Below are 21,034 nucleotides of genomic sequence, written 5' to 3'. Positions count from 1 at the left end.
TGGCAAAGGGTTTGTTACTTGAGGCGGTCTCTGTCGCGAAGGGTCATTAGCCGGCAAGGTTCATCGCATCCAGCTCATCATGGTCGATCAGCATCACATCTGCTGCTGAAACTTGTCCGCTGCCGCGCAACAATGCGATTTCTTCACCGTTGACCAAAACGCGATTCAAATTTGCATGCTCTGGATGAGATTGAACTTCTACTTGCGGATTGGGGTCTGCTGAAAGGTCCCAGCTGATCAAAAGACGATCTTGCGCGGGATCAAAATCCATCACGTCCGCGGCGTCACCATCAACAATCCAATCGCCCAGTATGATCTGATCGGCACCTGATCCCGCAGTGATTATGTCTGATGATCCGCCGATGATTGTATCGTTGCCCTGACCACCGTTTAGAAAATCTGCGTCCACTACACTGCCCGTGGTTTCATTCCAGCCCGATATTACATCATTTCCGGTTCCCCCAAACAGCGTGTCCTGCCCGTTATCGTCTATGAGGGTGTCATTGCCATAGCCGCCATGTAACGCGTCGTCGCCATCACCTCCGGCCAGGACATCCTCGTCCTGCCCGCCATACAGGGTGTCGTCGCCTGCTCCGCCTTGCAACTGATCATCGCCAAAGTGGCCATAAAGCGCATCGTCCCCATCATTGCCGAACAACAGATCTGAACCGTCTTCGCCAAGAACTGTATCGTTGTCTGCACCACCGCTCAGGCTGTCTTCACCGGTATTACCATGCAAGATGTCCGAGCCGGATCCCCCTGACAGAATGTCATTTCCGCCAAAACCATTCATCTGGTCGTTTGTATCCGTACCGTCGAGCGTGTCATCTCCATCGTCGCCCAAATGGATGCGCCACTGATCCTGCGTTTCGTTCGATGCGGCCTGATCTGTTTCGACAGAGTTTTGCTCATCACCAAAGTCCGAATTGGCGATGTCTGCGGTTTCGTTCGTGAGTTGGGTTTCAGTTAAGACGCTATCGGGTCGCTGATTGTGAACGAGAGTAGGGTCGTCAACAAGATTTACGATCGCTTCGTCATCGTTCACCGAGTCGTCGTCTGCTTCGGCTTCAGTGGAAAAATCCAGTGCCATCAGAGAGACACCTCCGACGGCCATGAGGCCAAGCAACCCCGCCAATGCCAGCATTTTCATTCTCCACACGCAAATTCCACCATTGAACAGTAGGCCACGAAGCGGGTGTTCAGGTCAAAGAGCGTTTGGAGAAATGGTTAACGAACAATTAGTTAGGGCCAAGGCTCCGGTTGTTGGGTGTATGAGATGTATAGGGGATGTTTCGGGTGCCCTGCCTTGGTCAGGCCAAGGTGGTGTATGGGACGGTTTGATGTGCGCAACAGGCATTCCACGGCGGCACCCCGCTCAAGGTGTTCTCCATGAGTGCCCCAAGCTGCAACGACCGTATCTGCCCAGCTAACACCGGTGAGGATTGCGGCGTCGTTATCGGGGCCAACTGGATCAGCCGCAGCCCGCATCTTGCGCGGATCGGTGTCACGCCAGGCAAATATGTTGGTGACCTGAAACGCCCCGAACCCCAAGGCCCGTGCCCGGCGTTCGCAGCGTTCCACAGTGGGGTCGTTTTGCACCTCGGTCGCGGTCGAAGGGTTCAGCATCACGAACAGAACCTTGCCGCCCGACGGATCCCAGATCCGGGTCAAGCTATAGCGATAGCGTTCGCAATCCGAGTAAACGGCGGTCGAGGGCGCGTCGCCCTTGGTATGAGTGCGCGTGATCATGGCTGTTGGCTAGCACGTCACGATCCGTCAGGCCACAGGCTTCAATTTGGTTGAACGAAGACCCGGCTGGGGTGCAATTCGCCTGCTTTGTACGTTCCGACTGCTACCGCTTGACCGTCGAGCGAAGCCCGGGCTTCATCCCCGTATTCAACATCCGACGCCAGAACCATCCCAGGGTTGCCATTACGCAGGCGCGCTGCACCTTCGGGAGTGCATTTCAGCTCGGGCAATTCGGCCAAGCCTTGTTCCAGCGGGCGCAGAAATTCGTCAAGCACCGGGGTCTTGGCCATCTCGTCGATCTGTTCGATGGTGATCCCATCCTCGGCCTCGAACGGCCCGGACCAGATACGGCGAAGTTCGCGCACATGCCCGTAGCACCCCAAGGCCGCGCCAAGATCTCGCGCGATCGAGCGGACATAACCGCCCTTGCCACAGGTCATTTCGAGCGTCACGTGATCGGCGTCGGGACGATCCACCAGGATCAATTCTTCGACCCAAAGTGGGCGCGCAGCAAGCTCGAAATCCTCGTCACCGTCGCGGGCCAGTTTATAGGCGCGCTGCCCGTCGATCTTGACGGCCGAGAACTTGGGCGGCACCTGCATGATGTCGCCAAGGAACGGGGCCAGTGCCTCTTTGATCTGCTCGTCCGTGGGGCGTTCGGCGCTTTCCGCGATCACCTCACCCTCGGCATCGTCAGTGTTGGTGGCCTGACCCAGCCGAACGGTAAAGATATAGGCTTTGAGAGCGTCGGTGATGTAGGGGACTGTCTTGGTCGCTTCGCCCAAAGCCACGGCCAGCACGCCGGTGGCTTCGGGGTCCAGGGTGCCTGCATGGCCTGCCTTCTTGGCATCCATCGCCCAACGGACTTTGTTGACCACGGCAGTCGATGTCATGCCCGCGGGCTTGTCCACCACCAGCCAACCGGAAATGTCGCGCCCCTTGCGTTTGCGTGCCATGATGCCCCTCGAACATGTTTGAGGCGCGCGACCTATCGGATTGGCCGCGCCCTGTCAAACTCGCATTTTTTGGGGTTGCGTCAGCCGCAATGTCACTCGCGCGGAGTGACAACGCCCACGATGGGCCCCATCGAGAACCCCGCGTCTGCCCGGTTCAACTGCGGCGCATACAGGCGCGATATGTTGCCGTCGAAATAAAGAGCGTTCGGTGTTCCAAGGACGTCTCGAAACAGCGAGCCGAACTCGTGAAAGGTAACAGCGTTTTTCGATATGGCGAAGACCGCACGTTTTCCATCTGCGCTGGTGCCCACGCCATTACGCAGATAACGCGAGGTACTGTCGGGCAGGAACCGGGGGTGCAAAGATCCGTCGATCACCAGCATCGGACCAGATTGCGTTGCAAAGCGGCAATCCGGCTCGGCGGCCTGAAACGCCAGCGTCTCCAACACGCGCGCCTTACCCGGTTCGATGCAGAACACGCCGTTGGGCAGCAGGCCAAAGTTTCCGGGGCCAGCATTGGGTACAACCCGCATCTCTTCAGTGCCGTCTTCGACATAGTGCCCGACAGGCGAGCGATCCGAGTGATACATGCCCGCATTCATTGCAAAGGCCAGCTGTTTGCCTTCACCCTCTAGCTCGGAATCGACCGCGGAAAACTGTCCCAGAACCTCGCCCTGATCATCCCGCAGGAACAGGCGCAGCTCGTCCGTCGTCAAATCCACCTCACAGATGGAGTATCGGTTGTCAGCATGAGACACATCCCTACAGTCCAGCGCCGCCGCCGGTGCCGCCACCAAAGCGGCCAATCCGATCAGCAGTGCCCGGATCACTCGTCCAGATCGCGGCGCACCGCGTCCTGATCGAACATGCGACGGGTGTCGTCCATCTGGTCAAACGTCTCGTCCAGGCGAAACCGCAGGTCGGGCGAGAACTTCAGCCCCACTTTCTTGCCGATGACGCGGCGCAGCTCGCCTTTGTTGCGGGCAAGCAGTTTCAGTACCTCGTCCTGGCCCTTGCCGCCCAACGGCAACACATAGGCGGTCGCGATCTTGAGGTCGGGAGAGGTGCGAACCTCGCCCACGGTGATCGACATGCGGTTGAGATCGGGATCATGCACGTCGCCGCGCGCCAGCACCTCGGACAAGGTGCGGCGGATAAGTTCGCCGACGCGAAGCTGACGTTGGGACGGGCCTGGCCCGTCATGGAATTTGTTCTTGGCCATATCCCCGATCTAAGGGCAAAGCCGGGCTTTGCCAAGCGGGCGCGAAGCGGGTAGGAGGCAATGAGCCGACAAAAGGGAATCGTGCCATGACCCACACACCAGGGATTGTCATTACCGGAGCATCAGGCCGCATGGGTCAGATGCTGATGAAAACCGTGCTGAACAGCAACGCGGCGAAACTGGTGGGCGCGGTTGAACGCAAGGGACACGATTGGGTCGGGCGTGACGTGGGCGCGGCCATGGGCGGTCAACCTGTCGGCGTTATCGTGACGGACGATGCGCTAGAGGCGTTTTCCCATGCGCAGGCCGTGATCGACTTTACCGCGCCCGAAGCAACGCTTGAGTTTGCCGCTTTGGCCGCACAGGCGCGCTGTGTGCATGTGATTGGCACCACCGGCATGTCGGACGAGCAGATTGCGCGGCTTGAACCTTCCTCGCGCCATGCGGTCATCGTGCGGGCTGGCAACATGAGCTTGGGTGTGAACCTTCTGGTGCAGCTGACCAAAAAGGTCGCCGCCGCGCTGGACGAAGATTTCGACATCGAAGTGATCGAGGCGCACCATCACCACAAAGTCGACGCGCCTTCGGGCACAGCCCTGATGCTGGGCGAAGCCGCCGCCGAAGGGCGCGGCGTTGATCTGAACGATGTGTCGGACCGGGGCCGCGACGGCATCACCGGCGCGCGCAAACGGGGCGACATCGGCTTTCACGCCGTGCGCGGTGGCGACATCGTGGGCGAGCATGACGTGCTTTTTGCCGCTGCTGGCGAGCGCATCGTGCTGCGCCACCTTGCGACCGATCGCGCGATCTTTGCCCGTGGCGCGCTCAAAGCCGCGCTTTGGGGGCAGGGCAAAGCGCCCGGCGAATACGACATGGTCGACGTTCTGGGGCTCTGAACTCCGACATTTCGACGTTTTTCAACGTGTGGATCTGGCGCTGTCATCTTGATTGATTGCCATGACAGCGCGCGACTGCCAGACTGACCTCAAGCCGACATGGCACGAGGGGCGGTACATCATGGACTGGAAAGCGATTGCAGAGCCTTGGCTGCGGGTCGAGGCAGAGACGGATGCAGCCCATGCCCCGATTCTGGATGGGCTGATTGCGCGTGCCGGGTTGCGTCCGGGACAATCCGTTCTGGATATTGGCCCCGGCGGAGGGGTTTCCTTGTTGCGCGCCGCCGATGTTGTTGGTCCTGCAGGCCATGTGACCGGGATCGAGATCGCACCGCCATTTGCCGAACGCGCCATCGACCGCACGCCCGATAATGTGGACGTTTTGATTGGTGACGCGGCGAGCTATGCGTTTGAGGGAGGCGGGTTTGACGCCGCCATCTCGCTTTTGGGTGTGATGTTTTTTGCTGACCCGGATCTTGCCTTCGCGCATGTACGTACAGCTCTGAAACCTGGCGCAGTGCTGACATGCGCTTGCTGGGGGCCACCCAAGGCCAACCCCTGGTTCAGCATGCCGGGCCGTATTGCGGCCGAGGTTTTTGGCCCGGGCCCGGAGTTTGATCCGGACGCACCAGGCCCGATGTCTTTGAATGACCCAGACAAGATCGACCGGATATTGTCCGGCGCCGGATGGTCAGTTGAAATCGACACGCAGGACTTGCAGCTGACCCCGCGTGGCAGCCCCGAGGACGTGGGCAAAATGCACACGATAATGGGGGCGGCAGGTATGCGAATGGGGGTCGAAAAGGCCAAGGGAAACCTGACCGATACGCACCGCGAGGCCATTCGGGCGAAGTTGGTGGCCGGGTTTTCAGAGATGGCGGAGGGCGACGCCGTTCGCGTGCCCGCCCAGATCCATTTTGTGCGCGCCACCGCCTGACAGCGCGCATGGCCCTCTGATTAGAGGTCTTTCACTTTATCCGCACGCAGCGGGCAGGACAGGTAGACGCCGAACTCTTTCCCGATGTCGGCGCTGACGCGGGCGTGGACCTTACCCTGACGATCCAAGAACCGCTGGTTGTCTTCGACTGGGAAAATCCCCTCGTGCCAGATGCCGGGATGGATGTAGAGCCCACGTGAACCATCACACCAGAACGCCACCACCTTATCCGGCGTCAGGTTATCGCCAGGCAAGGCGACGGGCACGATGAAGGGTTTGTTGTCCAGCGGCCAGAACATTTGCCCGCCGTCGGGGTGATAGTTCATGTGCCACAGCAGCACCTGATCGCGGGGTGCGGTTTGTGCTTCGGTCTGGGCCTGTTGCGGATCAGTCGACCAGCCCAGAACATAGTGGCCCCTGACCGCTTCGTTCTCGCCGTAAAGCACATCGCCTTGCCAGTCGCATTTGAACGTGCCCTCGACCCAGTCGGCCTCATCCCCTGTGCCTTCATCAATCGGACGCCAGCCTTGCTGTGGCCAGCGCACGATCTCGATCTCAAAGGTGTCCGGGTCATCGACCAGGCAGCCATAACCTTTGATCGTCTCGTCCGTGGCCCGGATCAAAGGCACCTCATGCCAGGGCAATGAGGGTTTCGAGCTGGCCTCGAATATGTACTCAGGCGCGCTCATGCAGTACCCAAATGACGGTCGACCATACGCTGCACCATGGGGGCGAAGTGGGCAAAGTCGGGGGTGTCCATATTCGCCCGTTTGCTGGCCTCATCCAGATATCGCACTTGAATGATCTCCTTGAGGTTTGGGTTGGCCTCAAATTCGGCAACCTCATCTGCACTCATCGGCCCACCTTGCAGCTCAAGCGTGTGCACTGAAGCGGCAGACAGGCGGTTGAAGTAGTCCGGCTTGGTCGCGCACAGATACCGCTTGGCTGCCACGTGATAGCGACAGCAATCGGTGATGACAGATGGGAAGAACTGTTCCAGCACCTCGGCACCGGCATCTTCGTGATGGCGGTCTTCGGTGTCGTCGGGGTGATAGGTGCCGAACTCGGACGTGAAATGCCCGATATCGTGCAGCAACGCCCCGACGATGATCTCTTCGGGTTGGTCGTTCTGTTCGGCGATGGTGGCGCCTTGCAGCATGTGCTCGGCCATGGTGACCGGCTCGCCCAGGTATTCTTCACCGCCACGGCGCTCAAAGATGTCCCCTAAGAACGCCACGATATTGCTGCGATCCAATGTCGTGAAATCGGGTTTCATTCCGCAGCCTCCAACTGTGTCATCTCCATCGCAGCCAAGGTCGACAGCAACCCGTCCTTGTCCGCATAGCACCCCTGCAACCAACGTGACCCGGCACCTGAATAGCCCAGACGCGCATGCAGCACGCGGGTGTTGTCAACGATGAAGCTTTCACCCGGTTCCAGTTTGAAGGACACGCCCATGGCCGGGTCGTCGATGATCTCGCCCAACTGGCGATAGGCGGCGTAGTAGGCCTCCATCTTGTCGAAGGGGACATCAACGATGGGGGCAGAAGAACGGTTGTTGAACCGAATGCCGACCAGCTCTCCATCAGGTGACAGTTCGATCATCGGACGGCGGGACCGCAGGCAAACCCCGTCCGAACCCCTGTATTCGAACCGTGCCGGGTAACCCGCCAGCAGGGCGAAGCCCTGTGGGTTTGCATCGCGCAGCTTTTCGGCGGCACGGAACCCGTCAACAACGATCAGAATCCCCGCCTTCGGCCGAGTTCTCCAGACAATACAGGATCTGCAGAGTCGGAACCGGATCACGATAGGGATTGTCCGTGTGGGCCTGCAAACCAAGGCCGGTATAGGCCAGGTTGGTCGGGTTCACCTCGGTGCGTACCTCGAAATAGGGACCATAGTTGGTCTCGCGCACGTAACCGAACAGATCTGCCACCTTCAGGAGTGATTCCGGCTCGGTCGGGCCGCCTGTCAGCTTGGCAAAGCCGAACTCGGCCACGGCGGCCAACCAATCGCGTTTGGCGGCATGGGTCGACTGGACCGCAGCCCAATCGCCGCTGGGGGCGTCGATGCCGCGCTCCCAAGTGGTGATGCCTGGTGCGACACGACCAATGACACTGGCTTGATCGCGGTCATAGCAGTGATCCGCCAGCCAGTCGGCGGGGAATGTGACAGTCTTACCTTCGGGCGAAAAGGTTACTGACAAGTTCCCGTTCAACACGTCTGCGACGTCGATGGCGATGTCGGTGGGAATGTCACCAATTGTGATCAACCGTTGACCATTCCCCGGCGCGCGGGTCTCGGGGTCCAGCGCGTTGTCGCGCAGCCAAATGGCATGGAAACGGGAGGTGGTGCCATCGTCAAACTCAACTGTGACGACGGACGGATCATGGGTGGCAGAGCGCAGCATGGGGTCTCTCCTTGTGGCGCGAGCTTTCCCTTGAGGAAATAGCCGCTGCGTGCCATTACGACAATTAAACCTTATTCTATCTCAGGGCAGGAATTTCTTATGGGTGAGAAAAAAGTCGGGCTGCCCCCGCTGGATTGGCTGCGCGTGTTCGAGTCTGCGGGACGACTGGGCGGGTTTTCTGCCGCTGCGCGCGAGTTCGGGATTTCACAGGCCGCCGTCAGTCAGCGGATGGGCAATCTAGAGGCGTGGCTGGGCCGTAGCCTTTTTATCCGCGAGGCGCGGGGTGTGTCCCTTACGACGGATGGGGAAAGTTATCTGCCGTTGGTGCAGGACAGCCTGACCGCGCTGGAACGCAACACCGAAGATCTGTTTGGCACCGCGCCAAAGGAACTGCGACTGGCAGCGTTGAGTTCACACATTGATACGCTGATCTTGCCACGTGTTGGCGCGTTCTGGGCCCAATACCCGAACGTCAGGCTGGTCACGGATTCCGTCGCCAAACGGTCGGAGTTTGACGAAGAACGCACCTGGTTACAGCTGCGATATGGGCGCGGAACATGGCCCGGGCGCAAAGCGCGCCTGATCGAGCAAGAGGTTTTGGTTCCAATGGCCGCGCCAGACGCACAGGGGCAGGACCTTCCCCGGATCGAGGTGCGCGGCGAACGCCCCGGCTGGCAGGATTGGAGCCGTGAGACAGGCGGAACGGTGCCCGGCGGCGCGGTTTTAAGTGTTGATTCCATGGTGCACGGTCTACGCGCCGCCCGCGAAGGGCTGGGCGTTGTCCTTGGTTCTGTGCCACTGGCACAGGCTGATCTGGCTGCTGGCAAACTGATACTGCCCTCAGGCGGCAAGCTGAACACGCGGGACGGATATTGGCTGACCTGGCCCGAGGATCGGCTCTTTTCCAAGTCACTGCGTCGGCTTGTTTTTGCTCTTCTAGACGATCTAACGGCGGAAGGCATGAAGTAAAACCTTTGTTTTACAGGGTATTGTAGCTTTTCTTGCGAATAATTCTCAATAGCATTGACTTAGTTGCGAATAATTCTCAATTTAGATGGGCGCACCAATGCGAGGATTGAGATGATTCTGCGACGTTCTTTACTGATTGCCGGAGTACTGCTGGCCCTGCCATTCACGGCCTGGGCGCAGGAACCGCTCAAGGTGGTGGCCACAACGGGCATGATCGCAGATGCCGCGCGTCAGGTGGGCGGGGATAAGGTCGAAGTCAAAGGCCTGATGGGTCCCGGCGTTGATCCACACGCGTACCGCCAGACACGCAGCGATATCGTTGCCATGACCCGCGCGGATCTGATCTTGTGGCATGGGCTCTATCTTGAGGCACAGATGGAAGAGTTCTTTCACGATCTTGGACGTAAGCGCACTGTCGTCGCCGTGGCCGAAGGTTTGGATAAATCCAAGCTGCGCGCCCATGACGATTATGCCGATAAATACGACCCCCACGTCTGGATGACCCCGGACCTGTGGCGCGATGTGGTGATCGAAGTGCAAAAGGCCCTGACCGATGTGCGCCCCGAAGCGGCGGATGTTTTTGCGGCCAACGCTGAAAAGCACCTGGCTGATCTGGACCGTCTGTCGGCCTATGCGGCAGAAACTCTGGTGCAGGTGCCCGATAACAACCGCGTTCTGCTGACGGCGCATGATGCTTTTGGCTACTTCGGTGGCAGCTATGGTTACGAGGTTTTGGGCATCCAAGGTATCTCGACCCAATCCGAGGCCGGTTTGAACCGCATTGGCGAGTTGGTTGATATGCTGGTGGATCGTCAGATCACCGCTGTCTTTGTCGAAAGCTCGGTCTCGGACCGGTCCATTCGCGCCCTGATCGAAGGCGCTGCGGCGAAGGGGCACAAGGTTCATGTCGGGGGCGAACTCTTTAGCGATGCCATGGGCGAAGATGGCACCTACGAAGGCACCTATATCGGCATGCTGGACCACAACATCACCGTGATTGCCGGTGCCTTGGGCGCAGACGTGCCTGCGCGCGGCATGGACGGCAAACTGTCGGCGGGGTTCTGAACAATGCTGGAACTGGCAAGCAACAATGGAATTGCAAACACCAATGAGGCTTTGGTTCAAAGCCCGCTGGCGATCCGGGGGCTGACAGTCTCTTATGGTCAAAAACCAGCTGTGTTCTCGGTTGATATGACAGTGCAGGCCGGGGCGATGACCGCGATCATCGGCCCGAATGGGGCCGGTAAATCAACCTTGCTCAAGGCTGCGCTTGGCATCGTCAAGCCGCTGTCGGGGCAGGTTACCGCCTTTGGAAAACCGCTGGAAGATCAGCGCGCCCGCATAGCCTATGTCCCTCAGCGTGCAAGTGTGGATTGGGATTTCCCAACCCGCGTGATCGACGTGGTGCTGATGGGGCTTTATCGCGAACTTGGTCTGCTGGGCCGACTTCGCGGCCGACACAAGGCCAAGGCGATGGATTGCCTGAACCGTGTGGGTATGCGCGACTTTGCTGACCGACAGATCGGGCAGCTGTCTGGCGGGCAGCAGCAGCGTGTTTTTCTGGCCCGGTCGCTGGCGCAGGATGCAGACCTGTATCTGCTGGACGAACCGTTTGCCGGTGTCGATGCCGCCACCGAAAAGGCGATCATAGCGGTTCTGAAATCGCTCAAGGACGCGGGCAAGACTGTGGTTGTGGTGCATCACGATCTGGCCACGGTTACCGACTATTTCGACCATGTGTTCCTGATCAACACCCGCAAGGTGGCCGAAGGTCCAGTGGACACGGCCTTTACCGCCGAAACGCTTCAGGCCGCCTATGGCGGTCGCTTGGCAACCTCGCAGATCGACCAGCTGTCGCGCGTGGTCGGCTAGATAGACGGACACAGTCCTCATGCTCAGCGATGCTTTGCTGTTACAGCTTGGCTATAACGCCACTTTGGTTGCCATTGGTGCGACTTTATTGGGCGTTTCTGCCGGGGTAACAGGCACCTTTCTGTTCCTGCGAAAGCGCGCCCTCGTCAGCGACGCGATCAGCCATGCGACCCTGCCGGGCGTCTGCATCGCCTTCATGGTGATGGTTGCCTTTGGCGGGGACGGTCGCAACCTGATCGGGCTTTTGCTTGGCTCGGCCATGTCGGCCTGGGTTGGGCTCTTGTGCCTCAACTGGCTGACCCGTCACACCCGATTGGCCGAGGATGCAGCCATTGGGGCAGTTCTGTCGGTGTTCTTTGGCTTTGGTGTAGTATTGTTGACAGTGATCCAATCAATAGGTGCGGGGCGGCAAGCAGGATTGGAGGGATTCCTGTTAGGGTCGACGGCCGGAATGCTGTGGGCTGACGCCTTGGTCATCGCCGTTGGTGGCTGTTTAACGCTGATGATGATCATGATCCTGCGCCGTCCACTGACACTTGTTGCGTTTGATCCCGAGTATGCTGCTGCGCGAGGACTGCCTATCGCACGGATCGACCTTGCGATGATGGGTCTGGTCATGGCCGTGACCGTTGTAGGGCTCAAGATCGTCGGTCTGATCCTGATTGTGGCATTATTGATCATTCCGCCTGTTGCTGCCCGCTTTTGGACTGAGCGGTCCGAGCGTGTGGTTCTGCTGAGTGGTCTGTTTGGAGGGCTTTCCGGCTATGTTGGCACCGCGATTTCCGCATCGGCGCCCAACCTGCCGACTGGGCCGATCATTGTGTTGGTTAGTTTCGCGCTCTTTGCGGTATCGCTGTTTGTTGCGCCGGGCCGGGGTGTCTTGGCTGCGGTACTTGGGCATCTGCGTTTCCAACGACGGGTGCATTTGCGACAAGGGCTGTTGGCCTTGGCTCAAGGACAGCCCATTTATGAGCGGCTGACATTGCGATTGTTGTCCCGGGCGGGATTTGCAAGGGCGGATGGCGTCGCAACCGAATTGGGGCGGGCGCGTGCCGCCAAGGCCCTTCGCGACGAAAAGCGATGGGAAGTCGCACGTGCAGATCAATCGCACGAAGCAGCCGCCGCGCTTTATGACGGGTTGCGCGATATCGAAACAGTTTTGACAAAAGATCAAATTGCAGAAATCGACCGCCGTATCGGCGGCCCGCAAGGGGTTCTGGCATGAGCGGTGAAGAATTTGTTCCCCTGTCCTTAACTCCCTTGCTGATCGGCATTTTTTCAGCCGTGGCATGTGCATTGCCGGGAAATTTCCTGGTTCTGCGTCAACAGGCGTTGATCGGCGACGCGATCAGCCACGTGGTACTGCCGGGCATCGTTGTGGCTTTCCTGCTAACCGGCGTGATATCGGCGTGGCCTATGATGTTGGGTGCGGTAGGCGCTGCTTTTGTGGCCGTTCTGTTAATCGAAGCGATCCGTCGTTTGGGCCGTATTGAACCAGGCGCCGCGATGGGTGTCGTTTTTACCACGATGTTTGCGGGCGGTGTATTGCTGCTCGAGCAAACCGATACCTCGTCCGTGCATCTAGATGTTGAACACGCGCTTTATGGCAATCTGGAAAGCCTAATCTGGTTGGATGCAGTCGGGTGGTCGTCGCTTTGGGATCCAGAAGCTCTGTCAGGGCTACCGGTTGAGTTGTGGCGAATTGCCCTGACCCTTGTTTGTGTCACCGTGTTCACCTGGCTTTTCTGGCGTCCGCTGAAACTCTCCACTTTTGACGAGGGTTTCGCTAGGACCATGGGAATACGAACAAACCTATTAGGATTGGCGCTGGTAATCGTGGCAGCCATTGCTGCAGTTTCTGCCTTTGACGCTGTAGGATCAATCATCGTCATTGCGATGTTCATATGTCCACCCGCCGCAGCCCGGATGATGACAAACCAACTGGAACATCAGATTGCCTGGAGTGTGGTTTTTGCCGTCCTGTCCGCAGTATCGGGCTATGTGTTGGCGGGATACGGCCCACTTTGGTTGGGCGCGGAGAACGCGGTGAGTGCAGCCGGCATGATCGCTACGATGTCCGGGATGATCCTGGGGATTTCGGCGTTTTTCGGTCCCTGCCGTCGGCGCCTTGGAGCCCCAACTCAAGAATGAGCATTGAGGGATCCGGTCATCCAATTACTTGATCGCGCCAATCGGAAAATTCAGACAGCTTTCAGCTTAACAACCTGCACTCTACTGCCCAAGTTGACGTCATGGCCAGAGCGGCGCAAGCCCTCTGAATAACCACCACTCACGAGAAACCCGGCTGTCCGTGGCTAGCTGGTCTATCCAACCGCTGTAGTTCAAAAAGACGTGCCGGGTTTCTTTTCTTGCTCCGCTTTCGGGTGGCAGAATCGACTGCCTTTGTGCTAGGTTTTGCGGTATGCCTCACCCTGACCCCAATATCGGCGAATTTCGCCCTGTTATTCGCCAACTCGACGATGCCGCTATCAACCGGATCGCAGCCGGTGAAGTGGTGGAAAGACCGGCCTCGGCGGTCAAGGAATTGGTGGAGAACGCAATCGATGCAGGGGCCACTCGGATCACGGTGGAAATCGCGGACGGCGGCAAGACGCTGATCCGGGTCACGGATGACGGCTGCGGGATCTCACCCCAGCAATTGCCGCTGGCCTTGTCCCGCCATGCGACGTCGAAAATCGACGGCTCGGACCTGTTGGACATCGACACCTTTGGTTTTCGGGGCGAGGCGTTGCCATCACTGGGGGCTGTGGGGCGATTGACCATTACCAGCCGGGTTCCGGGTGACGAGGCTGCAAGCATCCGCGTTGCGGGTGGGCAGGTTGAACCGGTCAAGCCGGCGGCCTTGCGGTCTGGCACTGTGGTTGAGTTGCGAGACCTCTTTTTGCCACACCAGCGCGACTCAAGTTCATGCGCACCGACCGAGCCGAGGCGCAGGCCATCACCGATACGATCAAGCGGTTGGCGATGGCAGAGCCCTCAATCGGGCTGACCCTGCGCGATGTCTCTGGCGGTGGTGAAGGTCGGGTCGTGTTCCGAGCCGACGCCGAAAGCGGCGATTTGTTCGATGCTCTGCACGCGCGCCTGGCCCGGGTCATTGGTCGCGAGTTTGCTGAAAACGCCCTTCGGATCGAATCCGAGCGTGAGGGCATTCGCCTTTACGGCTATGCCGCCCTTCCGACCTATTCCCGTGGTGCGGCGGTGTCGCAGTACCTGTTCGTTAATGGACGGCCAGTGCGCGACAAGATGCTGACGGGCGCGCTGAGGGCGGCATATTTCGATTTCCTAAGCCGGGATCGCCATCCCGCGGCAGCCTTGTTCGTGGATTGTGATCCGACACTGGTCGACGTGAACGTCCACCCTGCCAAGTCCGAGGTGCGTTTCCGCGATCCCGGCATCGCACGGGGGCTGATTATTTCGACACTACGCCATGCTTTGGCCGAAGCCGGGCATCGAGCGTCAACCACCGTGGCGAATGCCACCTTGGGGGCAATGCGGCCCGAGCCAGCGCCGCAAGCTGGTACCGCGCGCATCTATCAGATGGACCGCCCATCGATGGTCTCTCGCACGGCTGCTTACCACGCTCAAGCGCCCGAGCCGATGCCAGCCCCCGGGTTTGGCGAGTTGTCGCAAAGCTACTCCGGTCGGGTGATCGAGCCCACTCCGGTAGCCGAAGACCAAACACCCGTGGCAGCCGTGGAACAGCTGCCTCTTGGTGCGGCACGCGGGCAGGTACATGAAAACTACATCATCGCACAAACCGCCGATGGCATGGTGATCGTGGACCAACATGCGGCCCACGAGCGGCTGGTTTACGAAAAGCTCAAAACCCAGTTGGCCGAAAACGGTGTGGCCGCCCAGGCCCTCTTGATTCCTGAGATTGTCGAGCTTTCTGAGGGCGATTGTTCCCGGTTGCTCGAAGTGGCGGATCATCTGAGCAGGTTTGGCCTGACCATCGAAGCCTTCGGCGGCAGCTCTGTGGCTGTGCGTGAAACCCCGGCCATTCTGGGTGAGGTGAATGCGCGGGCAATGATTCTGGACATCCTGGACGAACTGGCTGACGAGGGCGAAAGCCAGATGGTTCAAGCCCGGATAGAGGCGATTCTGAGCCGCGTGGCCTGCCATGGCTCGATCCGGTCAGGTCGCCGGATGCGCGGTGAAGAGATGAACGCGCTGCTGCGCGAGATGGAGGCGACGCCCCATTCCGGCCAGTGCAACCACGGACGGCCCACCTATGTCGAGCTGAAGCTGGCAGACATCGAACGGCTGTTCGGACGCAGTTGATTTTCCCGGGTCCCCTCGCTAGAGACTTGGGAAACAAAAAGAGAACACAGGCGAGGCGCAGATGATCGAGATTGCAGGACAGACCTATTCGCTGGAGGACCCTTTGGTCCTGATGGCTCTTGGTGCGGCCGCGGTCCTTTTGCTGATTGCTTTGCTGGTGTTTCTCAGCTTGCGGGCGGCCAACCGCTCGGCCCGATTGGCGGAACCTCTGACGCAGCAGATGGCCATTCTTGGCCAGAACGTCCAGCAGTTGGGAGCAGGTCAAGAGCAGCTGCGCGGTGGGTTGCAACATGTGTCGGACACGCAGGCCAATGCACAGGTGCAGGTGATCCAAACGATGGAGGCGCGGCTGGGTGATGTGCAGCAGCACATGAACGACCGGCTGGCAGACAACGCCATGCGCTCGGCCAGGGCCCTGGCCGAAATGCAAGAGCGGATGAAAGAGAGCTTGCATGGATCGTCGAAACAAACCGCGACCTCGCTGACGCAGTTGCAGGAACGGCTCAAGACAATCGACAAGGCGCAGGACAACATCACCAAACTGTCGGGTGATGTGCTAAGCTTGCAGGACATCTTGTCGAACAAACAAACACGCGGGGCGTTTGGGGAAATTCAGCTGAATGACATCGTGTCCAAGGCGTTGCCGTCGGACAGCTATGCGTTGCAGCACACCCTGTCTAACGGCAAGCGGGCGGACTGTTTGATCCATCTGCCCAACCCACCGGGCCCCATCGTGATCGACAGCAAATTCCCGCTGGAAGCTTATGAGGCGCTGCGTCGGGCTGAGACCCAAAGCGAGTTGAACGAGGCCGCGCGGATGATGCGAACGGCCTTGCGGGCTCATATCAAAGCGATCTCTGAAAAATACATCATCGATGGGGAAACCGCTGATGGTGCGCTGATGTTCCTACCGTCGGAAGCAGTCTACGCGGAATTGCATGCGAATTTTCCCGAGATCGTGCGCGAAGGTTTTACCGCGCGGGTCTGGATCGTCTCGCCCACAACCTGCATGGCGACACTCAACACCATGCGCGCGATCTTGAAGGATGCGCGAATGCGCGAACAAGCCGGGGCAATCCGTAAGGAGTTGGGGTTGCTACACAAGGACGTCGAACGACTGGGTGACCGGGTGGCCAACCTGGATCGTCATTTTGGACAGGCGGCCAAAGATATTTCGGATATCAAGATCAGCGCCGACAAGGCGGGGCGCCGGGCGCTGCGATTGGACAATTTTGATTTCGAAGAACTGGCCCCCGAAGACACCGGCTCGGTGGTGCCTCTGACCAAACCAGGAGAGTGAGGATTTAACCCGCAGATAGGCGATTGTTGGGTCAAACTCTCGAACAACTCAGTTGAGATTGGGGGATTTGGTGAAAAAGTTCAATTCTTGGAGTGTATCTTCTGCACAAAGAAGATCCCGAACGGAATTCCCAAATGTGCCGATTTCTCGCGTGGACAGGTGCCCCGCGCTATTTTGACGAACTGGTCCTCAACCAAGAACAATCGCTGGTCGAACAAAGCCGTAATGCGATGATTGGTAAGACGCCAATAAATGCGGATGGCTTTGGTCTGGCTTGGTATTCTGATCGGGAAAGTCCTTGTTTCTACAAAGATACTAATCCGGCCTGGTCGGATGCAAACCTTCGACAGTTGGCCCATCATACGCGGTCGGGAATGTTTCTGGCACATGTGCGAGCGTCGACAGGGACAGCCACATCACGCAACAACTGTCATCCGTTCGGCCATGGTCGATGGAGCTTCATGCACAACGGGCAGGCTGGCGGTCATCAACGAGATCCGGCAGAAGCTGGACGGGATGATCCCGACCGACTGCTATGAGCATCGCTGGGGTGCCACTGAAAGCGAGGCGATCTTTTTGATCGCTTTGGGTGAAGGGTTGGAAACCGATCCCATTCAGGCGATGGCTCGTGCCGTGGGACGAGTTGAGGATCTTTCGCGCCGTCAAGGTGAGTTGCCGTACATGCGATTTGCAGCCTGCTGGTCGGATGGGAAACGCCTTTTGCGGCGCGCTATGCATCAGATGCCCTCGCTCCCAGTTTGTTTCACCGCCGCTGTGCTCATGGACTCATCGTGTCTTCCGAGCCTCTGGATGACGAACGGCAAAAATGGATAGAGGTTCCTGCCGGAGTAGCCATCGAGATCAACGAAGAGCAGATTACCCACCACCGTTTTAAGCCGCCTTTGGAGCAAGCTGTAGCGGCTTAAACTGCAACGGCCAGACGTGTCACCCATGACCGCAGTGCTCTGGCCCTAAGATTCAAGTGATGTCGACAAAATCGGGGTCGCTCGGGTACAGGAGCCCTTCTGAGCAAGCGAAAGACGAAATATCACAGCGGCTTCAATCGCTGATCAGACAGGTTTAGACAGTCAGCGCAACTTTTGCCGCCTCGGTCAAACCTGCCATGGCTGCCAGATACGGCGCAGGGCCATGGCTGACCCTTGCGACACCCAGATCGGCCAATGCTCTGTGACCCGGTGCCTTGCCGGTCTGCATGATGTTCACTGGCAAAGACGTGGCTGTGCAGATGTCTCTGATCAGATCCGGAGTGGTCAAACCCGGGACAAACAGCCCATCAGCCCCTGCTTGAGCATAAGCTTTTGCACGGTCGATGACATCGTCCATCAAATCGGGGTGCGCGTCCTCCTTAGAGCCCTGAAAGAAAACGTCACTGCGAGCGTTGATGAAGATGGTAACACCCGTTGCCTTGGCTGCGCCACGTAGAACAGCGATCCTCTCTGCTTGTGCCTGCACGGGTAACAGACCTTTGCCGCCGATTACCCTATCTTCAAAATTAACGCCAATGGCCCCAGCGGCGATGACACGCTCCAAATTGGTAGCAAGAACGCCATTGTCCTGAGAATATCCCGCCTCAAAGTCGAAACTCACAGGCAGGTCTACCGAGGTCGTGATCCGCGCCAGGATATGCAGGGCAAACTCTAACGGCATCTCTTGCCCATCCCCAAACCCCTGAGCATGAGCAAGTGACCAACTCCCTGTTGCAATGGCTGGGGCCCCTGCCTTGGCAATGGCCATGGCGCTTCCTGCATCCCAAGCGTTGTACAAGATCAGGGGGTGACCGGGACGGTGTAAGTTCGCAAAGTTACGGGCTGTGTCGGATTGGGTCATGCAATTACACCTTCGGTTGGGGTATATTGGCGTTCAAGTTCGATCAGTTTCTGTTTTCTCCAAAGACCCCCTCCATAGCCAGTCAAGGATCCATCGGCACCCATGACGCGATGACATGGGATGATTATTGCAATCTGATTGGCGCCATTCGCACGAGCGACTGCCCGGGTTGACTGCGGGCGACCCAACCGGCGTGCGATGTCAGAGTAGGAGTGAACGGTGCCAGCAGGCAAGGTCTGCAATATGTCCCAAACTGCGCAGGTGAATGGCGTTCCATGCAAGGCCAATGGAACGTCGAACCGGGCAGATTGGCCTTGGAAATAGTCGTTCAACTGTCGTTCGATCCGATCAATCGGGGTTTGTCGCCCAAAGCCCAAAGATCCCTTTGACGCCTTATGTAACCGTTTGAGCTCGGCTGGCAGTGCCCTACGATCGGTGAATTCCAACAAATGCAGGTGGGTTGCATCACTGACGGCTATCATTGGCCCCAGTGTGGTCTGAAGCCAGTCTGCTTTCAACAGCGCGTCTGAGCGGAAGGCGTTAGGGGCAAGCCCAAGTGCCGAGCAAAAGCCGCACGAAAGGCGCCGGGTGATTCAAAGCCCGCGTCAAGTTGTGCATCGATCACGCGTCCATCCTTTGCCAAGGTTGTCAGTCCAGCGTGCAATCGGGTTTGGCGCGCCATATCAAGGAAAGTCAGCCCGAAATGTCGTTTGAAGGCACGGCGAACAGTGGACGGGTCAAGCCCCAGAGCCTTCAGATCCCCTTCACTCCATCGACGGGTCGGTTCCTGTTCAAGCGCGGTCAACAGCCTCTGGATTATTGGATCCGCCTGCGCTGCCGGTTCCATGGGATGGCATCGTTTACACGGCCGATACCCGGCCTCGATCCCGCATCCGATTGTATCGAAGAAAACACAGTTCTCGCGTTTGGGTTTGCGGGCAGGACAGGTCAAGCGGCAAAGGATACCGGTGCTGGTGACGCCAACATATGCTCGTCCATCCCAGAAAGGGTCGCGGTTCAGCAGGGCATCATAAAGGGTGTCATCATCAGGCAGATCAAGTCTCATGCCCGCAACACTAACGCGAAATAGGGGCATAGTGGCGCTGGTTTTCGGGCGTTGATGTCATTTTCTGCACAGATCGTTGCGAGCGTCCGCGAGGGGTTTGCGCAAGATCAAAGACTCTGCTTCTGAGAGGCCTGCATAGTTGGCTTGTAACCGCGAACAAAGGGGTAGAACGATGCTGGAAATTTCGCCGAGAAATGTGGTGCAAGTCGCAATGATGGCGCGCGAGTTGAACCGGGCTGAAGGTGAGTTGCGTGCCTTTGTTGATCGCATGAGCGAAGATGAACAGGCTGAGCTTGTGGCGATTATGTGGATTGGGCGCGAGAGCTTCTTTCCAGATGACTTTGCAGAGGCCGTCGCCACGGCGCGTGCCGAAGCCTCTACTCCTTGTGCTGATTACCTGATCGGAACGCCGCATCTGTCAGACCATCTGGAGAATGGTCTGGACGCTCTGGGGTTTGCAGCAGAAGACCTTGAAAACGATCTCATGTAGGCTGAACTTGCCGAACTGCCTACGCGTCTCGATGATGTAGAATCCTGCCAATGGAATTCATCAAAAGCTGGGCTGCAAGGGTCGATGTGCTGCCGGTTGGATCGTAATCAGGGGCGACTTCGACCAGATCCATGCCTACAATTTCACCCCGTTGGGCCAGCCCGTCGATCAACTCCAGCACTTCGTAGTACATGAAACCACCGTGGCTGGGTGTGCCGGTGCCGGGTGCAATCGACGGGTCAAATGCGTCGATATCGACAGTCAGGTAATACCGCGCGCCTTCGGGGATGCGCCGCAACATCGCCTCGACCCCCATCTTGCGAACGTGGCGAACGGATTGGATGTCCGATCCCATCGAACGGGCGTCTTCGTAGCCGTCTTTGGCGGTGGACGAGACATTGCGAATACCGATCTGGCTGAGCCCGGTGACATAGGGTTTTTCGGCGGCGCGACGCATCGGGTTACCGTGACCATAGCGCACGCCGTGGCGTTCATCGACAAAATCCAGATGTGCATCGATCTGCACCACATGGATCGGCTCTTGGTCGTCAAAGGCGTTGATGCACGGGATGTTGATCGAATGATCGCCCCCCAGAACCACCGGCAGAGCGCCGGCTTGCAGCATCTTGCGAACGCCGTGTTCGATGTTGGCGTGGCTCTGAATAGTGTCGGTGTGGAGGATGTCGGCGTCGCCGATGTCGACGATGGTGACCTTGGCAGGGTCCAGATAGGTCACGTCGTCCTCAAAATCATACGCTCCGGCGTGGCCAAAGGAAAACAGGGTTGATGCTTCGCGGATCGCACGCGGACCCATACGCGTGCCGGATCGCCATTGGGTGCCGAAATCGAAGGGCGCACCCATCACGGCAACATCAGCGTCGATCTGGTCCCAATCTTCGACGTAAGGGTATTTCCCGAAGGTGCAGATGCCCACAAAAGGCAGATTCAATCGTCCGCTATCATATCCGTGTTTGGCCATATCTTGTCCCCTGTCGTTTTTTCCAACCTAACAACGTG

General features: G+C 58.4%; 18 protein-coding genes and 4 pseudogenes. 11 read left to right on the top strand and 11 right to left on the bottom strand.

What is annotated here, in order from left to right; translation table 11 throughout:
• Positions 1 to 46: 46 nt before the first annotated feature.
• The 5 genes from ACZ1HE_RS20115 to rbfA all read right to left on the bottom strand — a co-directional run bounded on the left by ACZ1HE_RS20115 (position 47) and on the right by rbfA (position 3,927).
• Positions 47 to 1,144 carry a calcium-binding protein gene (locus ACZ1HE_RS20115; RefSeq protein WP_472623706.1) on the bottom strand — a complete coding sequence of 366 codons (1,098 nt, stop codon included), beginning with the start codon at positions 1,142 to 1,144 and terminating at the stop codon, positions 47 to 49.
• A 98-nt stretch (positions 1,145 to 1,242) separates the two neighbouring features.
• Positions 1,243 to 1,749, bottom strand: a complete 507-nt coding sequence (locus tag ACZ1HE_RS20110) for a DUF1643 domain-containing protein (RefSeq protein ID WP_472623704.1) — start codon at positions 1,747 to 1,749, stop codon at positions 1,243 to 1,245.
• A gap of 41 nt (positions 1,750 to 1,790) precedes the next feature.
• Positions 1,791 to 2,705: a tRNA pseudouridine(55) synthase TruB gene (gene truB, locus ACZ1HE_RS20105; RefSeq protein WP_472623702.1), complete on the bottom strand. Its 915-nt coding sequence runs from the start codon at positions 2,703 to 2,705 to the stop codon at positions 1,791 to 1,793.
• Positions 2,706 to 2,797: 92 nt separating this feature from the next.
• Complete coding sequence (locus ACZ1HE_RS20100) at positions 2,798 to 3,535, bottom strand: phosphodiester glycosidase family protein (protein WP_472623700.1); 738 nt, start codon at positions 3,533 to 3,535, stop codon at positions 2,798 to 2,800.
• Positions 3,532 to 3,927 carry a 30S ribosome-binding factor RbfA gene (gene rbfA, locus ACZ1HE_RS20095; protein WP_472623698.1) on the bottom strand — a complete coding sequence of 132 codons (396 nt, stop codon included), beginning with the start codon at positions 3,925 to 3,927 and terminating at the stop codon, positions 3,532 to 3,534. Before rbfA ends, ACZ1HE_RS20100 begins: the two co-directional genes overlap by 4 nt.
• 86 nt (positions 3,928 to 4,013) lie before the next feature.
• Here rbfA and dapB point away from each other — a divergent pair, with 86 nt between their 5' ends.
• Entirely contained in the window at positions 4,014 to 4,823 is an 810-nt protein-coding gene (dapB, locus tag ACZ1HE_RS20090; RefSeq protein WP_472623696.1) for a 4-hydroxy-tetrahydrodipicolinate reductase, read from the top strand.
• A gap of 61 nt (positions 4,824 to 4,884) precedes the next feature.
• Positions 4,885 to 5,760, top strand: a complete 876-nt coding sequence (locus ACZ1HE_RS20085) for a class I SAM-dependent methyltransferase (RefSeq protein ID WP_472623694.1) — start codon at positions 4,885 to 4,887, stop codon at positions 5,758 to 5,760.
• Between the two features lie 20 nt (positions 5,761 to 5,780).
• Here ACZ1HE_RS20085 and ACZ1HE_RS20080 read toward each other — a convergent pair whose 3' ends face one another.
• From ACZ1HE_RS20080 to tmpA, 3 genes and pseudogenes are all read right to left on the bottom strand, one after another.
• Entirely contained in the window at positions 5,781 to 6,449 is a 669-nt protein-coding gene (locus ACZ1HE_RS20080) for an ureidoglycolate lyase (RefSeq protein ID WP_472623692.1), read from the bottom strand.
• Complete coding sequence (gene tmpB / locus ACZ1HE_RS20075; protein ID WP_472623690.1) at positions 6,446 to 7,036, bottom strand: (R)-1-hydroxy-2-trimethylaminoethylphosphonate oxygenase; 591 nt, start codon at positions 7,034 to 7,036, stop codon at positions 6,446 to 6,448. The genes ACZ1HE_RS20080 and tmpB overlap by 4 nt, the downstream gene beginning before the upstream one ends.
• Positions 7,033 to 8,170: pseudogene (tmpA, locus tag ACZ1HE_RS20070) on the bottom strand (2-trimethylaminoethylphosphonate dioxygenase). The gene tmpB and the pseudogene tmpA overlap by 4 nt, the downstream one beginning before the upstream one ends.
• Before the next feature lie 99 nt (positions 8,171 to 8,269).
• Between tmpA and ACZ1HE_RS20065 the strand changes: the two are divergent.
• From ACZ1HE_RS20065 to ACZ1HE_RS20030, 8 genes and pseudogenes are all read left to right on the top strand, one after another.
• Positions 8,270 to 9,139 carry a LysR family transcriptional regulator gene (locus ACZ1HE_RS20065; protein WP_472623688.1) on the top strand — a complete coding sequence of 290 codons (870 nt, stop codon included), beginning with the start codon at positions 8,270 to 8,272 and terminating at the stop codon, positions 9,137 to 9,139.
• Between the two features lie 111 nt (positions 9,140 to 9,250).
• Positions 9,251 to 10,204, top strand: coding sequence for a metal ABC transporter solute-binding protein, Zn/Mn family (locus tag ACZ1HE_RS20060; RefSeq protein ID WP_472623686.1), 954 nt, complete (start codon positions 9,251 to 9,253; stop codon positions 10,202 to 10,204).
• A gap of 3 nt (positions 10,205 to 10,207) precedes the next feature.
• Complete coding sequence (locus ACZ1HE_RS20055; protein WP_472623684.1) at positions 10,208 to 11,011, top strand: metal ABC transporter ATP-binding protein; 804 nt, start codon at positions 10,208 to 10,210, stop codon at positions 11,009 to 11,011.
• A gap of 19 nt (positions 11,012 to 11,030) precedes the next feature.
• Positions 11,031 to 12,236: a metal ABC transporter permease gene (locus ACZ1HE_RS20050; RefSeq protein ID WP_472623682.1), complete on the top strand. Its 1,206-nt coding sequence runs from the start codon at positions 11,031 to 11,033 to the stop codon at positions 12,234 to 12,236.
• Positions 12,233 to 13,162, top strand: coding sequence for a metal ABC transporter permease (locus ACZ1HE_RS20045; RefSeq protein ID WP_472623680.1), 930 nt, complete (start codon positions 12,233 to 12,235; stop codon positions 13,160 to 13,162). Before ACZ1HE_RS20050 ends, ACZ1HE_RS20045 begins: the two co-directional genes overlap by 4 nt.
• 271 nt (positions 13,163 to 13,433) lie before the next feature.
• A pseudogene (gene mutL / locus ACZ1HE_RS20040) lies at positions 13,434 to 15,313 on the top strand (DNA mismatch repair endonuclease MutL).
• Between the two features lie 61 nt (positions 15,314 to 15,374).
• A complete protein-coding gene (locus ACZ1HE_RS20035) occupies positions 15,375 to 16,613 on the top strand; it encodes a DNA recombination protein RmuC (RefSeq protein ID WP_472623678.1) in 1,239 nt (412 codons plus the stop codon).
• A 134-nt stretch (positions 16,614 to 16,747) separates the two neighbouring features.
• Positions 16,748 to 17,539 (top strand): annotated as a pseudogene (locus ACZ1HE_RS20030) (class II glutamine amidotransferase).
• Positions 17,540 to 17,693: 154 nt separating this feature from the next.
• Here the strand turns inward: ACZ1HE_RS20030 and ACZ1HE_RS20025 are convergent.
• A complete protein-coding gene (locus tag ACZ1HE_RS20025) occupies positions 17,694 to 18,461 on the bottom strand; it encodes an isocitrate lyase/PEP mutase family protein (RefSeq protein WP_472623676.1) in 768 nt (255 codons plus the stop codon).
• Positions 18,458 to 19,527, bottom strand: a pseudogene (locus tag ACZ1HE_RS20020) (bifunctional transcriptional activator/DNA repair enzyme AdaA). Before ACZ1HE_RS20020 ends, ACZ1HE_RS20025 begins: the two are co-directional and overlap by 4 nt.
• A 172-nt stretch (positions 19,528 to 19,699) precedes the next feature.
• Here ACZ1HE_RS20020 and ACZ1HE_RS20015 point away from each other — a divergent pair.
• Positions 19,700 to 20,017: a DUF3775 domain-containing protein gene (locus tag ACZ1HE_RS20015; RefSeq protein ID WP_472623674.1), complete on the top strand. Its 318-nt coding sequence runs from the start codon at positions 19,700 to 19,702 to the stop codon at positions 20,015 to 20,017.
• A 19-nt stretch (positions 20,018 to 20,036) separates the two neighbouring features.
• On the opposite strand, the gene speB is transcribed toward ACZ1HE_RS20015, so the two are convergent.
• Positions 20,037 to 20,996 carry an agmatinase gene (gene speB, locus ACZ1HE_RS20010; RefSeq protein ID WP_472623672.1) on the bottom strand — a complete coding sequence of 320 codons (960 nt, stop codon included), beginning with the start codon at positions 20,994 to 20,996 and terminating at the stop codon, positions 20,037 to 20,039.
• Positions 20,997 to 21,034: the final 38 nt, after the last annotated feature.

The organism is Falsiruegeria sp. JB4-1 (genome assembly GCF_055693495.1).
The sequence above is the reverse complement of the archived record's forward strand: the minus strand, read 5'-3'. Positions and strand labels throughout refer to the sequence as shown.

Coding starts and splice junctions, on each gene's coding strand:
- ACZ1HE_RS20115 (WP_472623706.1), bottom strand. CDS start 1,144: ATGCTGGCATTGGCGGGGTTGCTTGGCCTCATGGCCGTCGGAGGTGTC.
- ACZ1HE_RS20110 (WP_472623704.1), bottom strand. CDS start 1,749: ATGATCACGCGCACTCATACCAAGGGCGACGCGCCCTCGACCGCCGTT.
- truB (WP_472623702.1), bottom strand. CDS start 2,705: ATGGCACGCAAACGCAAGGGGCGCGACATTTCCGGTTGGCTGGTGGTG.
- rbfA (WP_472623698.1), bottom strand. CDS start 3,927: ATGGCCAAGAACAAATTCCATGACGGGCCAGGCCCGTCCCAACGTCAG.
- dapB (WP_472623696.1), top strand. CDS start 4,014: ATGACCCACACACCAGGGATTGTCATTACCGGAGCATCAGGCCGCATG.
- ACZ1HE_RS20085 (WP_472623694.1), top strand. CDS start 4,885: ATGACAGCGCGCGACTGCCAGACTGACCTCAAGCCGACATGGCACGAG.
- ACZ1HE_RS20080 (WP_472623692.1), bottom strand. CDS start 6,449: ATGAGCGCGCCTGAGTACATATTCGAGGCCAGCTCGAAACCCTCATTG.
- tmpB (WP_472623690.1), bottom strand. CDS start 7,036: ATGAAACCCGATTTCACGACATTGGATCGCAGCAATATCGTGGCGTTC.
- ACZ1HE_RS20065 (WP_472623688.1), top strand. CDS start 8,270: ATGGGTGAGAAAAAAGTCGGGCTGCCCCCGCTGGATTGGCTGCGCGTG.
- ACZ1HE_RS20060 (WP_472623686.1), top strand. CDS start 9,251: ATGATTCTGCGACGTTCTTTACTGATTGCCGGAGTACTGCTGGCCCTG.
- ACZ1HE_RS20055 (WP_472623684.1), top strand. CDS start 10,208: ATGCTGGAACTGGCAAGCAACAATGGAATTGCAAACACCAATGAGGCT.
- ACZ1HE_RS20050 (WP_472623682.1), top strand. CDS start 11,031: ATGCTCAGCGATGCTTTGCTGTTACAGCTTGGCTATAACGCCACTTTG.
- ACZ1HE_RS20045 (WP_472623680.1), top strand. CDS start 12,233: ATGAGCGGTGAAGAATTTGTTCCCCTGTCCTTAACTCCCTTGCTGATC.
- ACZ1HE_RS20035 (WP_472623678.1), top strand. CDS start 15,375: ATGATCGAGATTGCAGGACAGACCTATTCGCTGGAGGACCCTTTGGTC.
- ACZ1HE_RS20025 (WP_472623676.1), bottom strand. CDS start 18,461: ATGACCCAATCCGACACAGCCCGTAACTTTGCGAACTTACACCGTCCC.
- ACZ1HE_RS20015 (WP_472623674.1), top strand. CDS start 19,700: ATGCTGGAAATTTCGCCGAGAAATGTGGTGCAAGTCGCAATGATGGCG.
- speB (WP_472623672.1), bottom strand. CDS start 20,996: ATGGCCAAACACGGATATGATAGCGGACGATTGAATCTGCCTTTTGTG.